Genomic DNA, 16,190 nt, shown 5'->3' on the forward strand with positions numbered 1-16,190 from the left:
TGCGCGTCGAGTACCCGGACGGCTTCGGCCTCGCGCGTTCGTCGAACACGACGCCGGTGGTCGTGCTGCGCTTTGAATCGGAGACGCAGGAAGGGCTCGCGCGCATCCAGGCGGACTTCCGCCGCGTGCTGACGGCCGCGAAACCGGACGTCGAGCTGCCGTTCTGAACGACGTGCGCGCGCGTGCCGCCGATGCATCCGATGCATAGGGAGACAGGCCTCGTGCCGCGTCGGGCGCACGCGCGTGACACCACCCGTTGACAACACAACGAACCGTTCGGGGCTTGCGCCCCGTTCGGCTTTTCATGGCGCCGGAGCAATTGGGAGGAAAGGGATGTCAGGCTATCGCGAATTGAAGGCGCAAGCCAATGAACTGATGAAACGTGCCGAGGAAGCGCGACAGGCCGAACTCGAGACCGTGCTGCAGGAGGTCCGTACCCGTGTCGCCGAATATGGGTTGACCCCGAGACAGATATTCGGCCGTCAGGGCAGTGCCGCAAGGACGGCGCGAAAAACGCCCGCCCTCGAGCCGAAGTACCGCGATCCGATCACCGGGGCGACGTGGTCCGGCCGGGGACGCGAGCCGGCATGGATCAAGGGGAAGCGCCGCGAGCGCTTCCTGATCGAGCGCCAGGAGGGTTGAACGCGACATTGCGCGCTGCCCATAAAATGGAGGCGTCCGTCGGCCCGCGCTTCGCCACGACCCTGGCGACGCGCGGGCCGGCTCACCCGCGACCTCCAAGGCCATCATGGAAATCAAATGGATCGAGGATTTCCTCGCGCTCGCGCAATACCAGAGCTTTTCCCGCGCGGCTGAATTTCGCAACGTCACGCAATCGGGCTTCAGCCGCCGCATCCAGTCGCTCGAGCAGTGGATCGGCGCCGAGCTGATCGACCGCAGCAGCTTTCCGCCGGTGCTGACGCCCGCAGGGCGCCTGTTCCGTGAAACGGCCGAAGACGTCATCAGCCGCCTGTACGATACCCGCGCGATCATTCGCACCGAGCAGAGGATCGCCGGCAATAGCCTGCAGATCGCCGCAGGCCACACGATCGCGCTGAGTTTCCTGCCGGCCTGGCTCAAGGCGCTCGCGACGCATTTCGGTGAAGTGCGCGCGCGTGTCATTCCGGCGAACGTCCACGACTCGATCCTGATGCTCGTCAACGGCAACTGCGAGCTGATGTTCGCGTATCACCATCCGGAGCTGCCGCTCCATCTCGACCCCGCGAAGTACGCGTACCTGACGGTGGGTCTCGACACGCTGATGCCGGCGTGCCGGCCGAACCGTCGATCGGCGCCCGCGTTTCGCCTGCCCGGAACGAAGCAGGATCCGCTGCCGCTGATTACCTACACGGAAACCAGCTACTTCGGCCGCTGTCTCGCGCTGCTGCTCGGCCGCGCACCGGATGCGCCGGCCTTGCAGCTGCACTACGAGTCCGACATGGCCGAAGTGCTCAAGAAGCTCGTGATGGAAGGCGAGGGCGTCGCGTGGCTGCCCCGCAGCGCGATCGCCGCCGAACTGGCGGCCGGCGACCTCGTGCCGGCCGGCCCGGCGGCGTGGAACCTCGACGTCGAGCTGCGCGTGTATCGCGACGTGTCCAATCGCAGCGAATTCCTCGACACCCTCTGGCAGCATCTGCGCGCGGCGCCTGCCCGGCTCGGCTGAATCAGGGTTTTCCCGCGTTATGCGGCGCTCGCATACCGCCATGTCGCACCGGCATCACGGCTTTTTCGATCGTCCCTACCATTCGTTCCAACGGCACATGCGACGCGCGACCGGCGTCGCGTGGCCTTCTTCGCAGCGCTCGCCGCCTTCCGGCGGCCGGGTGCCACCCAAGGACGAATGGACATGAAAAATCGCCTCACCTCAAGCATCGCAGTCGGCATGATCCTCGGTGTCGTCGCCGGTTATGCGTGCCACGCCAACATCGCGGACCCGGCCACCCTCAAGACGATCGCCGGCTACTTCTCGATCGTCACCGACATCTTCCTGCGCCTGATCAAGATGATCATCGCGCCGCTGGTGTTCGTCACGCTCGTGTCCGGCCTGGCCGGCATGGACAGCGGCGAGGACGTCGGCCGCATCGGCCTGCGCTCGCTCGGCTGGTTCGTCTGCGCGTCGCTGATTTCGTTGAGTCTCGGCCTCGTGATGGCCAATGCGCTGCAGCCGGGCGCCGGCCTGAACCTGATGGCGAGCGCGGGCGAGGTCAACACCGGACTGAACACCGCCGCGCTGAACGCCCGGGACGTGATCACGCATGCGTTCCCGACCAGCCTGCTCGACGCGATGGCGCGCAACGACATCCTGCAGATCCTGGTGTTCTCGATCTTTCTCGGCGTCGCGCTGAGTGCGTTGAAGCGCGACCCGCGCGTTAGCGTCGTGATCCAGTCGATCGACGGGATGGTGCCGGTGATGCTGCGCCTGACGAACTACGTGATGCGCGCGGCGCCGCTCGGCGTGTTCGGTGCGATCGCGTCGTCGGTCACGCTGCGCGGGCTCGACGTGATCTACACGTACGGGAAGCTGATCGGCGCGTTCTATCTCGGCTTGCTGGTCCTTTGGGCGATCCTTATCGGCGTCGGCTACGTGTTTCTCGGGCGGCGCGTCGGGAGCCTGCTGAAGGCCGTGCGCGAGCCCGCGCTGATCGCGTTCTCGACCGCCAGCAGCGAGGCCGCCTATCCGCGCCTGACCGAGCAGCTCGAGCGCTTCGGCGTCGACAAGAAGGTGGTGGGCTTCACGCTGCCGCTCGGCTACGCGTTCAACCTCGACGGATCGATGATGTATCAGGCGTTCGCGGCCATCTTCATCGCGCAGGCGTTCGGCGTGCACATGCCGCTGTCGGAGCAGGTGTTCATGCTGCTGGTGCTGATGCTGAGCAGCAAGGGCATGGCGAGCGTGCCGCGCGGCTCGGTGGTCGTGGTCGCGGCGGTCGCGCCGATGTTCCATCTGCCGGTGGCCGGCGTCGCGATGGTGCTCGCGATCGACCAGATCCTCGACATGGGCCGCACGATGACGAACGTGATCGGCAACAGCGTGGCGACGGCGGTGATCGCGAAGTGGGAGACGCGGCGCGCCGTGAGATCGCAGGACGCCATATTCGAGCAGCCGGAGCTGAACGCATGATGCGCACGGATACGGATAGCGTGAATGCGCGGAGGAAATTCGGCGTGGTCGGCGGCCTGGGGCCGCTGGGCAGTGCCGACGTGTTCTTCAAGATGGTGAAGGCGACGCCGGCGTCGTCCGACGAGGAACACGCCGGGATGATCTTCGAGCAATACCCGTTCAAGGGCTCGGGGTCGGGCAGAGCGGTGACCATCGAGCGCAAGCTGTACGTGTTCGACATGATCCGGCAGTTCGAGAAGCGCGGCGTGACGACGGTCGTGCTGCCGTGTTTCCTGAGTCACACGTTCATCGACGAATTGAAGGCGAATACGCGCCTGCCGATCGTGGACATCGTCGAAGCCGTTCGCTACCACGTGCGGCGCAAATACCCGGACGCGACGCGCATCGGCGTGCTGGCTTCCGACTACGTGCGGGACAAGCGACTCTTCGACACGTATTTCCCGTCACCGCAGTTCGACGTCGTTCATCCGCGGACGCACGACGGGATCGATCTCGTGACGGAAGCCGTCTACGGCGCCGACGGCATCAAGCGCGGCAATCTGCGCGGCCGGCCGGTCGACCTGCTGCGCCGCGCATGCGTGGACCTGATCGATCAGCGCGTGCAGGTGATCGTCCCCGGCCTGACCGAGATCGCGCTGGTCGCGGACGCCATCGGCCCGCTGCGCGTGCCGCTCGTGGATTCGAACCTCGCGTATGCGCAGTACGCGGTGACCGGGCACGCCGGTTCGCGCGCGGCGCCGTTCAAGGTCGGCGTGGTTGGCGGCGTCGGGCCGGCCGCGACGGTCGATTTCCTCGACAAGATCGTGCGCAACACGCCGGCGTCGCGCGATCAGGAACACATCAAGCTGCTGGTCGAGCAGAATCCGCAGATTCCCGACCGGACCGAGAACCTGACGGGCACCGGCGCGGACCCGACGATCTCGTTGTACGCGACCTGCAAGAAGCTCGAGGACGGCGATGCCGACGTCATCGCGATTCCGTGCAACACCGCGCATGCGTTCGTCGAGCGGATCCAGCCGTACCTCGGCATTCCGGTCGTCAACATGCTGACCGTCACGGTCGCGCATCTGCGCGATACGTATCCGGGGCTGCGCGACGTCGGCGTGCTCGCGACCTCCGGCACGATCGAAAGCGGGGTCTACCAGAAGGCGCTGGAATCGCAAGGATTGCGACAGGTTGCACCGACGCCCGCATTGCAGGCGCGCGTGATGGAAGCGATCTACGGGAAGCAGGGCGTGAAGGCCGGCTTCACGACCGGACAGTGCAAGGACGATATCGGCGCCGCCGTCGACGCGCTGATCGCCGAGGGCGTGCGGGTGATCGTGCTCGGCTGCACCGAGCTGCCGATCCTGCTGCCGGGCGGCGAATATGTCGCGCCGGACGGGCGTCGGGCGACGCTCGTCGATCCGACCGACGTGCTCGCCCGCACGTGCATTGCGTATGCGATGGCGGGTGGGGGCTGAGCCGGTGCCGATTCGGCGTGTGAGCGCGAGCGGCAGACGCTCCGGAAGCGCGCGCCGTTCGGCGCGCGCTTCGACGATCGAGCCGCCGTCCGGGAAAGACGGCGCGATCCGGCGCGGTTTCCCGCATTCGCGCCGTTCTTGGAAAACTGTATGAATATACAGTATAGTATCCGTCGAACTCGAGCGGCGCGGGCATGACCCGTGCGGCACGTGCGCCGCGCCTGCGGGCATCCGCCGCAGCGTTCCGGCACCGTGAAATCCGGCTAACTCATTCAGACGGGCAGGCAAATTGTCATCCAGCAATCTGATCCGCATTCGCGGAGCACGTCAGCACAACCTCAAGAACCTCGATCTCGACCTGCGCACCGGCGAAATGACGGTCGTCACCGGCCCGTCGGGCTCCGGCAAGTCGAGCCTCGTGTTCGACACGCTGTACGCGGAAGGCCAGCGGCGCTACGTCGAAACCTTCAGCGCGTATGCGCGGCAGTTCCTCGACCGGATGGACCGTCCGCAGGTCGAGCGCGTCGACGGCGTGCCGCCCGCGATCGCGATCGACCAGACCAACCCGGTCCGCAGCTCGCGTTCGACGGTCGGCACGATGACCGAGCTCAACGATCACCTGAAGCTGCTGTACGCGCGCGCGGCCGAGCTGTTCGACCGCCAGACCGCGCGGCAGGTGCGGCATGACACGCCGGAGACGATCTACGCGGAACTCGTCGAGCGCACGCGCGCCGACGATCCGCGCGTCGTCGTCACGTTCCCGGTCGAGCTGCCGGAAAGCGTGTCCGACGAGGAAATCGCGCAGTGGCTGTCGGCGAGCGGCTACACGCGCGTGCAGGCGCAGCGCGAAGTCGCGTCGCCGACCGGCCCGCGCAAGCTGCTCGACGTGGTGGCCGACCGCTTCCGCGTGCAGCAGGCCGACAAGGTGCGCGTGGTCGAGGCGATCGAGGCGTCGCTGAAGCGCGGCGGCGGCCGCGTGAACGTCTACGTGCTCGCGCCGGAAGCGGAAAACGCGCTGGCCGAGCCGCAGGTGTGGCGTTTCTCCACCGGGCTGCACGATCCCGACAGCGACCTGCGCTACGCGGAGCCGCAGGCGGCGCTGTTCTCGTTCAACTCGGCCTACGGCGCGTGCGAGACCTGCCGCGGCTTCGGCCGCGTGATCGGCGTCGATCTCGGCCTGGTGATCCCCGACGCGCGCAAGACGCTGCGCGGCGGCGCGATCAAGCCGATGCAGACGCCCGCCTGGAAGGAGTGCCAGGACGACCTGATGCGCTACGCGGCAAAGGCCGACATCCGCCGCGACACGCCGTGGTCCGACCTGACCGATGCCGAGCGCGACTGGGTGATCAACGGCTCGCCGGACTGGAACGGCAAGTGGCAGAGCCAGTGGTACGGCGTGAAACGCTTCTTCGGCTATCTCGAATCGAAAGCGTACAAGATGCATATCCGCGTGCTGCTGTCGAAATACCGCAGCTACACGCCGTGCGAGGTCTGCGGCGGCGCGCGCCTGAAGACGGAATCGCTGCAGTGGCGGCTCGGCTCGAAGGCCAACGCCGATGCGGTGCTCGCGCCCGCCGATCGTTTCATGCCGCGCGGCGTCGACTGGACGCGCGCGCAGCTCGAAGCGCTGCCGGGCCTGACGGTGCACGACCTGATGCTGCTGCCGATCGAGCGCATCCGCCGCTTCTTCGACGAGATCACGCTGCCGAGTGCGCTGCTCGACGATGCGCTGAAACTGCTGCTCGCCGAGGTGCGCACGCGCCTGAAATACCTGTGCGACGTGGGGCTCGGCTACCTGACGCTCGACCGGCAGAGCCGCACGCTGTCGGGCGGCGAGGTGCAGCGGATCAACCTGACCACCGCGCTCGGCACCTCGCTCACGAAAACGCTGTTCGTGCTCGACGAGCCGAGCATCGGGCTGCATCCGCGCGACCTCACGCGAATCGTCGAGGCGATGCAGCGGCTGCGCGACGCGGGCAATACGCTGGTCGTCGTCGAGCACGATCCGTCGGTGATGCTCGCGGCCGACCGGCTGATCGACATGGGCCCGGGCCCCGGCGAGCGCGGCGGCACGATCGTCTACGACGGCACGCCGGCCGACATCCGTGCCGCGCGCACGCTGACGGGCGAATATCTCGGCGGCCGCAAGCACGTCGCGCATGCGTCGAACTGGGCGCGCCGCCCCGTCGACGCGAACACGCCGCGCATCGTGCTCGAAGGCGCGACCGAGCACAACCTGCGTGACGTGACGGTCGAGATTCCGCTGCAGCGGCTCGTGTGCGTGACGGGCGTGTCCGGCTCCGGCAAGTCGACGCTGCTGCAGGACGTGCTCTATCCGGCGATGGCGCGCCACCACGGCAAGGCGACCGAGTCGCCGGGCGCGTTCCGCACGCTCACGGGCGCCGACCAGGTCGGCGACGTCGTGTTCGTCGACCAGTCGCCGATCGGCAAGACCACGCGTTCGAACCCGGCCAGCTACGTCGGCGCGTTCGACGAGATCCGCAAGCTGTTCGCGAAGGCGCCGCTCGCGCTGCAGCGCGGCTACGGCGCCGGCACGTTCAGCTTCAACTCGGGCGACGGCCGTTGCCCGACCTGCGGCGGCTCGGGTTTCGAGCACATCGAGATGCAGTTCCTGAGCGACGTCTACCTGCGTTGCCCGGATTGCGACGGCAGCCGCTACCGCGCCGAGATTCTCGAAGTGCGCATCGAGCGCGACGGCCGCGCGCTGAACATCGCCGACGTGCTCGACCTGACCGTCAGCGAGGCGGCCGCGTTCTTCGCGACCGACGCGGAGGTGCTGCGCGTGCTGCAGCCGATCGTCGACGTCGGCCTCGAATACGTGAAGCTCGGCCAGCCGGTGCCGACGCTGTCGGGCGGCGAAGCGCAGCGGCTGAAGCTGGCCGGCTTCCTCGCCGAATCGGCGGCGGCGGCCGGCGGGCGCCGGATCGCCAGCGAAGAGGCGCGCATCGCGCGCGCGAAGCTGTTCATGTTCGACGAGCCCACCACCGGGCTGCACTTCGACGACATCGCGAAGCTGATGCAGGCATTCGGCAAGCTGCTCGCGGCCGGCCATTCGCTGATCGTGATCGAGCACAACCTCGACGTGATCCGCGCGGCCGACTGGCTGATCGATCTCGGCCCGGAAGGCGGCGACGGCGGCGGCCTCGTGCTGTGCGCGGGCACGCCCGACGACGTGAAGGCGTGCGCGCAATCGCACACCGGCGTCGCGCTGCTGCAGTACGACCGCGCGATGGACGGCGAAACCGTGCTCGCCGACGAAGGCGTGCCGCTGCAGGCCGTGCTGAACGCCGCCCGCGAGCGGCGCGCGATCGAGGGCGAGGACGTCGTGCGGATCGTCAACGCGCGCGAGCACAACCTGAAGGCGCTCGACGTCGACATCCCGCACGGCAAGTTCAACGTGATCACCGGCGTGTCGGGTTCCGGCAAGTCGACGCTCGCGTTCGACATCCTGTTCCACGAAGGCCAGCGCCGCTACCTCGAATCGCTGAACGCGTATGCGCGCTCGATCGTGCAGCCGGCCGGGCGGCCGGAAGTGGACGCCGTGTACGGCATTCCGCCGACGGTGGCGATCGAGCAGCGGCTGTCGCGCGGCGGCCGCAAGAGCACGGTCGCGACCACGTCCGAAGTCTGGCACTTCCTGCGGCTGCTGTACGTGAAGCTCGGCCTGCAGCACTGCATCCACGACGGCACGCCCGTCACGTCGCAAACCGTCGAGTCGATCGCCGCGCAGCTGCTGCGCGACCATCGCGGCGAGCACGTCGGTTTGCTCGCGCCGCTCGTCGTCAACCGCAAGGGCGTGTATACCGATCTCGCGAAGTGGGCGAAGGCGCGCGGCAGCACGCATCTGCGCGTGGACGGCGAGTTCGTCACGGTCGATCCGTGGCCGAAGCTCGACCGCTTCCGCGAGCATACGATCGAGCTGCCGGTGGCCGACATCGTCGTGTCGCCGGACCACGAGGCCGAGCTGCGGCGCCTGCTCGACGAGACGCTCGAGCTCGGCAAGGGCGTGATGCACCTGCTCGCGCCGCTCGACGGGCTGCATCACGCGATGCAGAACGACCATTCGACCGCGCGCGTCGGCGAGGTCAAGGTGCTGTCGGTCAAGCGTGCGTGCCCGGTGTGCGGCACGAGCTACCCGGAGCTCGATCCGCGGATGTTCTCGTACAACAGCAAGCACGGCTGGTGCACGACCTGCGTCGGCACCGGCGTCACGCTCACGCGCGAACAGCGCGCGGCGTACGACGACACGGTGCTCGCCGGCGACGATCGCGGCCGCGAGCAGACCCTGCCGTCGGACGAGCAGGAACCGGAAGGCGTCGGCAACGAGCCGTGCCCGGATTGCGGCGGCACGCGCCTGAACCCGTCGGCGCGCGCGGTCACGTTCGACGCGCATCCGATCGTCGAGGTCGCGCAGTGGACGGTGTCCGATACGCGCCGCTGGGTCGACGCGCTGGAACTGACCGGGCGCGACGCGCAGATCGCGCGCGACATCGTCAGCGAGATCGGCAGCCGCCTCGCGTTCCTCGAGGAAGTCGGGCTCGGCTACCTGAGCCTCGATCGCGCGGCGCCGAGCCTGTCGGGCGGCGAAGCGCAGCGCATCCGGCTCGCCGCGCAGCTCGGCAGCAACCTGCAGGGCGTGTGCTACGTGCTCGACGAGCCGACCATCGGCCTGCATCCGCGCGACAACCAGATCCTGCTGGACGCGCTGCGCAAGCTCGGCGACAAGGGCAACACGCTCGTCGTCGTCGAGCACGACGAGGACACGATTCGCCGCGCCGACCACATCATCGACGTCGGTCCGGGCGCCGGCAAGCGCGGCGGCACGCTGGTCGCCGAAGGGGCGGTCGCGGATCTGGCCGCACAGCCCGATTCGGTCACGGGCCGGCTGCTCGCGCAGCCGATGACGCACCCGCTGCAGCCGCGCCGTGCGGTGAGCGTCGCGGGCAAGAAGGGCGCACCGGCGGTGCCGGAGGGCTGGCTGACCGTGCACGGCGCGACGCTGCACAACCTGCGTGACGTCACCGTCGGCATTCCGCTCGCCCGGCTCGTCGCGGTGACGGGTGTCAGCGGCTCGGGCAAGTCGACGCTCGCGCGCGACGTGCTGATGACGAACCTGCTCGACGCGGTCGGCCGCTCGGTGCTGTCGTCGCCGGCCACGCGGCGCGCGCGCAAGGCCGCGCAGCAAGATGCGCCGGCCACGAACCGCCGCGCGAGCGTGCTCGCACGCAGCGCGCCGCGGCCGTCGCTGAACGTCACGCATGCGTGGCAGGGCTGTGCGTCGCTGAGCGGCTGGGAGCAGATCGACCGCGTGCTCGAAGTCGACCAGACGCCGATCGGCAAGACGCCGCGCTCGTGCCCGGCCACCTACATCGGCGTGTGGGACACGATCCGCAAGCTGTTCGCCGATACGCTGGAGGCGCGGGCGCGCGGCTACACGGCGTCGCGCTTCTCGTTCAACACCGGCGACGGGCGGTGTCCGGCCTGTGAAGGGCAGGGCGTGCGCACGATCGGGATGAGCTTCCTGCCCGACGTGAAGGTGCCGTGCGACGTGTGCCACGGGCAGCGCTTCAACCCGGAGACGCTTGCGGTCACGTGGCGCGGCCGGAACATCGGCGACGTGCTGACGATGGAGATCGACGAAGCGGTGGAATTTTTCGCACCGATTTCGAACATCGCGCATCCGCTGCGGCTGATGAAGGACGTCGGCCTCGGCTACCTGACGCTCGGGCAGCCGTCGCCGACGCTGTCCGGCGGCGAGGCGCAGCGGATCAAGCTCGTGACCGAGCTCACGAAGGTGCGCGACGACATCACGCGGCGCGGCCAGAAGGCGCCGCACACGCTGTACGTGCTCGACGAGCCGACGGTCGGCCTGCACATGGCCGACGTCGCGAAGCTGATCCGCGTGCTGCACCGGCTGGTCGACGGCGGGCATAGCGTCGTCGTGATCGAACACGACCTCGACGTGATCGCGGAAGCCGACTGGATCATCGATCTCGGTCCGGAAGGCGGCGTGGGCGGCGGCACGATCGTCGCGGCGGCGCCGCCGGAAGGGCTCGCGCAGGTGAAGGCGAGCCATACCGGGCATGCGCTGAAGCCGGTGCTGGCGCGAACGGCGGCGCAGGACGGCGAAGCGGAGCGGCAGGGCGAAGCGCGGGTCGGTTGAACGCGGTGCTGCCGGTGAGCGGCCCCGGTGTCTGGGCAGGCACCGGGGCCGCTTTTGCATTCGTCCGTGCGATCGGGCGCTGCGACATCCCGTCGATCGGGCACCCGGCATGAATACATGGCTGCCCGGGATAGCGTGGCCGGATGCGTCGCGGCTGCCGCGCAACGTAGGTGACGCCGGGGACGCCGGTGACGCCGCCGCATCACGCGCGACAGGAACGGCTCGTCCCGGTCGAGCGGAAGACGGCGGCGCTATCTCATTCGCCCTTGACGCCGATCGTCTCGATGATGGTCTCCAGTTGCGGGCTCATCGGCAGGTTGAGGCTCATGCCCGACGGAAGCGGGCGCAGGAACCAGCGCTTGTACTGGCGCGCGATCTCGCCGTCGACGGCCAGCTCCTCGAACGTGCTCTTCACGACCTGCGCGAGCTGCGGATCGTCCTTGCGGAACATGATGCCGTACGGGTCGTAGGACAGGAAGTCGCCGACCACGTCGTACTGGCCGCCCTTGCCCGCATTCACGGCAATCAGGCCGTACAGCAACACGTCGTCCGTCGCGAACGCATCGGCGCCGCCGCTCGCGACGAGCGCGAAGCCCTGCGCATGATCCGGCACCACCTGCAGCTGGATCCCGAGCCTGAACCGCGCGTCCAGGTCGCGCAGCGCCTTCTCGTTGGTCGTGCCGGCCGTCACCGCGACCTTCTTGCCCGCGAGATCGCGGAACGAGCGGATCGGCGAGCCGCGTTTCACCATCACCTTCGTGCCGGCCACGAAGATGATCGGCGAGAACGCCACGCGCTTCTGCCGCTCCAGGTTGCTCGTCGTGGAGCCGCATTCCAGGTCGACCGTACCGTTGACCACCGCGTCGATGCGGTTCTCGGACGTGACCGGCACCCAGCGGATCGTCAGGTTCCGATTGACCGCATCCTCGATCGACGACACGAGCGCCTTGCAGAGCTCGATCGAATAGCCGATCGGCTGGTTGCGCGCGTTCAGATACGAGAACGGGATCGACGCGTCGCGATAGCCGAGCGCGATCGTGCCGCTGCTGCGCACCTTCGCGAGCGTGCCGGTCAGTCGGGCCGGCGCGAACGGCTCGACGCGCGGCGGCGTGGACGGCGCATCTTCCGCGCGCGCGGTCGCGCCCGCGGCAAGCAGGCCCGCGAGCGCGAGCGCACCCCAGAATCGCTGCATCTTCATCGCCGGGCCTCCGTCAGACGTCCGTCGGATGCGCAATCGTCGCTTCCTGTTCCGCTTCGATGCGTGCCAGATTGGCTTCGGCTTCCGCTTCCGACATGAGCTGGTTTTCCCACTTCGCGACCACCGCGCTCGCGATCGAGTTGCCGACCGCGTTGGTGGCCGAGCGGCCCATGTCGAGGAACGTATCGACGCCGAGAATCAGCAGCAGGCCGGCCTCCGGAAGCCCGAACTGGTGCAGCGTGGCGGCGATCACGACGAGCGATGCGCGCGGCACGCCGGCCATTCCCTTCGACGTGAGCATCAGGACCAGCAGCATCGTGATCTGCGTGCCGATCGACAGGTGGATGTTGTACGCCTGCGCGATGAACAGCGACGCGAACGTGCAGTACATCATCGAACCGTCGAGGTTGAACGAATAGCCCATCGGCATCACGAAGCTCGAAATCCTGCGTCGCACGCCGAACCGGTCGAGCGCGTCGAGGATCTTCGGATACGCGGCTTCGGAGCTGGCCGTCGCGAACGACAGCATGAATGCTTCCTTGATCAGCACCAGCAACTTGAATACGCGCGGCCCGAGGAACAACAGCCCGGCACAGACGAGCAAGGCCCAGAGCAGGAACAGGCTCACGTAGAAGTCGCCCATGAACACTGCGAACTTCAGCAGCACCGACAGCCCGTTGACCGCGACGGTGGCGGCCATCGCGGCCATCACCGCGAGCGGCGCGAGCTTCATCACGTAGCCGGTGATCTTGAGCATCACGTGCGACAGCTGGTCGATCGCGGCGACGAGGATCTTGCCGCGCTCGCCGAGCGCCGCGAGCGCGACGCCGAAGAACATCGAGAACACGACGATCTGCAGGATTTCGTTGTTGCTCATCGCCTCGGCGAACGATCTCGGCACCATGTGGCCGACGAAATCCTTGAGCGTGAACTTGGAGGTCGCGAGGTTCGCCGATGCGCCGATGTCCGGCAGCGGCAGGCCGAGGTTCTCGCCGGGCCGCAGCAGGTTCGCCATGAACAGCCCGAGCAGCAGCGAGATCAGCGACGCGGTGACGAACCAGCCGATCGATTTCGCGAACACGCGCCCGACCGATGCCGCGTCGCCCATATGCGCGATGCCGACGACGAGCGTCGAGAACACCAGCGGGCCGATCACCATCTTGATCAGCCGCAGGAACACGTCGGACACGAGCGAGATGTATCCGGCGATTTCGGTGGTGGCCTTTTTATCGGGAAAGCTCGTGAAGATCATGTAGCCGATCAGGATGCCTGCCACCATCGCGATCAGGATCCAGACGGCTGCAGCATTTTTTTTCTGCATCGTGCGCCTCCCATGCACCGGTTCCGCAACCGGGGATGGAAGGACAATACAGGACCCGAACGGCGATGAACAGTGCAACCGGGGGCGGGTTTGCGCTAGCGCCGTGTCGCGACCGATCGCCCGGGCAAAGATCGTGCCGGTGGCACCCTGAGCCCGGTGCCGGCGCAACCCGATACGGGGCGCCGGCACGCAAAAGCGGTTCGGTTCAATCCTGAATGCGCAATACGTGATCGCGGATACGCGTCGACAGCATCGAGCCGCGCTTGAGCAGGAACTCCATCAGCCGCTGCGGATAGTCGGCCCGGACCGCTGCGCGCACGGACGGCCGTTCGGCGAGCCGTTGTCGCCATGCAGTGACCTTGGGCAAGCCCGCGAAGAACCCGAAGTCGTCGATCCGCTCGAACACGTCGAAGTAGCGGAACACCGGCCCGAATGCCGCGTCCACGATGCTGAAGTGCGCGCCGCCAAAATACGGGCCGGTGCCGAGCGTGTCTTCGAGCTGCTCGAATCGTGCGCGGATGTCACGGGTTGCTGCGGCCAGCGCCGTTTCGTCCGCAGCCGTGTAGAACCCCCACACGGCGTTCAGCAGTGCCGAAGCGAACTCGACCCAGGCGCGGTGCCGCGCCCGCTCTAGCGGCGCATCGGGATGCAGCCGCGGCGCGAGCGTCTCGTCGAGGTAGTCGCAGATCACGGCCGATTCGAAGATGGGCGCGCCATCGACGACCAGCACTGGGGTCTTGCCGAGCGGCGAAATCCTGCGAAACCAGTCCGGCTTGTTGCCCAGGTCGACGTCCGTCCGTTCGAACGGCACGCCTTTTTCGGTCAGCACGATGACTGCGCGCTGGACGTACGGGCACAGCACGTGGCTGACGAGGTGGTATTGGGGCGTGCTCATGTCGTCGCCTCGCCGTGGCAGGCCACGTCAGGCGCGAAGCGCTGGCTGCGCCGGCCCAACGCCACGCGGAGCCGCAACACGCCATAGGCGGCGGCATTGTCACTCGTCGAAATCGATTGGTTCATATCGGCACCCGTTGGGAGAGTTGGCAAGGCGGAACCGAATTTGACATTGCGGAAGTGCTTGAGCAATACGCATGATTACAATGACGGATTGCAAAAATGCAATGTACGGGGGATAACCGGATGCCATACAAGCTCAGCGCAGCAGACCTCGAAACGATACTGGCGCTATCCCGCTCGGGCACGCTGGTTCAGGCGGGCGAGCGACTGGACGTGGATGCGTCGACCGTGTTTCGCAACCTCAGGCGGATCGAGCGCGGCCTGCAGCAGCAGTTGTTCGAACGGACCCGCTCAGGCTATCGCGCGAAGGAAATCGCGCTGGCGCTGGCCGAACACGCGGAGCAAGTGGAAGTGCAGGTCGAATCGGCCCGCTCGATCGCGCAACAAGTGCCCGAGCAAGTGGCGGGCACCGTGCGCATCACCACCACCGACACGATTCTGCACGGGCTGGTCGGGCCGGCGCTGAAGCAGCTGGAAGCCGTCCACCCGCGGCTTGCGTACGAGTTGGACACCGGCAACGAGATCGCCGACCTGGGGCGCCGCGATGCCGATATCGCGGTGCGTGCGACCCGGCAGCCACCGGAATATCTGGTGGGCAAGCATGTCGGGTCGATCGACGTGGCGCTTTTCGCGTCGAGGCACGACGCCGCAGTACGCCGTTATGAAGACGTCACGGCGGGCAACGCACGCTGGATCGCGCCGGACGACGCGCTGCCGGGCCACCCGTCGGTGATCTGGCGCAAACGTCATTTCAGGAAAGTGGTGCCGCACTACAAGGTCGACAGCATCCTGACCGTGATGGAGCTGGTCGCCCTGGGCATGGGCGTCGGCATCCTGCCGATGTTTCTGACACGCGGCCGCTCCGATCTCGTGCAATTGACCGATGTCCTGCCCGACTGCCGGACCGAGCTGTGGGTGCTGACCCACCGGGAATCGCGACATCTGCTGCGGGTCTCGACCGTATTCAAATATCTGTCGACGACGCTGAAGATCTGACCGTGTGCTTCGGTGCGCGGCGATGCGGGCGCATCGCGCCACGGGGCCTGACGGGTCATTCGGGAACCTAATCATGCGCACCGGGGCCAGCAGGCTCGTGCTGAAATCGCACGCCTGCGCCGCCTGCCGGACGATCTCGGCGGTCAGCGAATGGGCGCGTGCCGCACACGACCTGACGGAGCGCGACCTGATCGTCGGGATCGGTTTCGCGAACCTCGAACCGACGCAGGCGGTGCGGGAATACGAAAAGCACGGCGTGATCGTCCATGAACGCGTTGCGTCGAGCCTGTATTCGGGGCGGATGCTGAAATCGTTCGGGCTCGGCGGCGCTGTGCGGATATCGCCGCTTCATTGCCATGCGCCCGACGATATCGCGCGATTCCTGGCGATTACCGCCACGCTGGCGGCGAACTGCTGATCGACGACACGGCCCGGATCATCCGGGCCGTGTCGCATTCGGCGCCGGGAAACGCGCGGCGCAATAGGTTCGGGCTATGACCGGCAGAGTCAATGGATAGTTGTCGCCGGCCAGGTTTGCGCGTGTAATGGCCTGCGAAACCGGATGATGCCAACGACTCGATGGAGGAGCAGCGCGTGAAGATCGTCGTAGCAGTGAAAAGAGTGGTCGATTACAACGTGAAGGTCCGCGTGAAGTCGGACAACACGGGCGTCGACATCGCAAACGTGAAGATGTCGATGAACCCGTTCGACGAAATCGCGGTGGAAGAAGCGGTGCGGCTGAAGGAAGCGGGTGTCGCGACCGAAGTGATCGCGGTGTCGGTGGGCGTGACGCAAGCGCAGGAAACGCTGCGCACGGCGCTGGCGATCGGCGCGGATCGCGCGATCCTCGTCGAGTCGAACGACAGCGTCGAGCCGCTGGCCGTCGCGAA

Annotated in this window: 11 protein-coding genes and 2 pseudogenes; 9 read left to right on the forward strand and 4 right to left on the reverse strand. The window is 67.3% G+C overall.

Annotated features, from left to right (window positions below):
• From DID98_RS34950 to uvrA, 6 genes and pseudogenes are all read left to right on the forward strand, one after another.
• Positions 1–167 (forward strand): annotated as a pseudogene (locus tag DID98_RS34950) (phosphomannomutase/phosphoglucomutase); the annotation flags it as partial.
• 166 nt (positions 168–333) lie between these two features.
• Positions 334–642: an H-NS family nucleoid-associated regulatory protein gene (locus DID98_RS34955; RefSeq protein WP_124572212.1), complete on the forward strand. Its 309-nt coding sequence runs from the start codon at positions 334–336 to the stop codon at positions 640–642.
• A 106-nt stretch (positions 643–748) separates the two neighbouring features.
• Positions 749–1,663: a LysR substrate-binding domain-containing protein gene (locus tag DID98_RS34960; RefSeq protein ID WP_124572213.1), complete on the forward strand. Its 915-nt coding sequence runs from the start codon at positions 749–751 to the stop codon at positions 1,661–1,663.
• Positions 1,664–1,846: 183 nt separating this feature from the next.
• Complete coding sequence (locus DID98_RS34965) at positions 1,847–3,121, forward strand: dicarboxylate/amino acid:cation symporter (RefSeq protein WP_124572214.1); 1,275 nt, start codon at positions 1,847–1,849, stop codon at positions 3,119–3,121.
• On the forward strand, positions 3,118–4,584 hold the full coding sequence (locus tag DID98_RS34970; protein WP_260428142.1) for an aspartate/glutamate racemase family protein: 1,467 nt from the start codon (positions 3,118–3,120) through the stop codon (positions 4,582–4,584). Before DID98_RS34965 ends, DID98_RS34970 begins: the two co-directional genes overlap by 4 nt.
• A 289-nt stretch (positions 4,585–4,873) precedes the next feature.
• Positions 4,874–10,768: an excinuclease ABC subunit UvrA gene (gene uvrA, locus DID98_RS34975; RefSeq protein ID WP_124572215.1), complete on the forward strand. Its 5,895-nt coding sequence runs from the start codon at positions 4,874–4,876 to the stop codon at positions 10,766–10,768.
• A 256-nt stretch (positions 10,769–11,024) separates the two neighbouring features.
• Here uvrA and DID98_RS34980 read toward each other — a convergent pair whose 3' ends face one another.
• The 4 genes from DID98_RS34980 to DID98_RS36475 form a co-directional block, all read right to left on the reverse strand.
• Positions 11,025–11,966 (reverse strand): amino acid ABC transporter substrate-binding protein, encoded by a 942-nt coding sequence (locus DID98_RS34980; protein WP_124572216.1) that lies wholly within the window; start codon positions 11,964–11,966, stop codon positions 11,025–11,027.
• A gap of 13 nt (positions 11,967–11,979) precedes the next feature.
• Positions 11,980–13,287, reverse strand: a complete 1,308-nt coding sequence (locus tag DID98_RS34985; protein ID WP_044846949.1) for a dicarboxylate/amino acid:cation symporter — start codon at positions 13,285–13,287, stop codon at positions 11,980–11,982.
• A gap of 205 nt (positions 13,288–13,492) precedes the next feature.
• Positions 13,493–14,182 carry a glutathione S-transferase family protein gene (locus DID98_RS34995; RefSeq protein WP_124489809.1) on the reverse strand — a complete coding sequence of 230 codons (690 nt, stop codon included), beginning with the start codon at positions 14,180–14,182 and terminating at the stop codon, positions 13,493–13,495.
• On the reverse strand, positions 14,179–14,307 hold the full coding sequence (locus DID98_RS36475; protein ID WP_260428143.1) for a hypothetical protein: 129 nt from the start codon (positions 14,305–14,307) through the stop codon (positions 14,179–14,181). Before DID98_RS36475 ends, DID98_RS34995 begins: the two co-directional genes overlap by 4 nt.
• Before the next feature lie 120 nt (positions 14,308–14,427).
• Here DID98_RS36475 and DID98_RS35000 point away from each other — a divergent pair, with 120 nt between their 5' ends.
• The 3 genes and pseudogenes from DID98_RS35000 to DID98_RS35015 form a co-directional block, all read left to right on the forward strand.
• A complete protein-coding gene (locus DID98_RS35000) occupies positions 14,428–15,300 on the forward strand; it encodes a LysR family transcriptional regulator (RefSeq protein WP_124572217.1) in 873 nt (290 codons plus the stop codon).
• 169 nt (positions 15,301–15,469) lie between these two features.
• Positions 15,470–15,718 (forward strand): annotated as a pseudogene (locus DID98_RS35010) (aminotransferase); the annotation flags it as partial.
• A gap of 176 nt (positions 15,719–15,894) precedes the next feature.
• The coding region (locus DID98_RS35015; protein WP_409362351.1) for an electron transfer flavoprotein subunit beta/FixA family protein at positions 15,895–16,190 on the forward strand (296 nt) is incomplete at its 3' end.

The sequence above is a fragment of the Burkholderia sp. Bp8984 genome, assembly GCF_003853755.1.
In the GTDB taxonomy this organism is placed as follows: Bacteria; Pseudomonadota; Gammaproteobacteria; order Burkholderiales; family Burkholderiaceae; genus Burkholderia.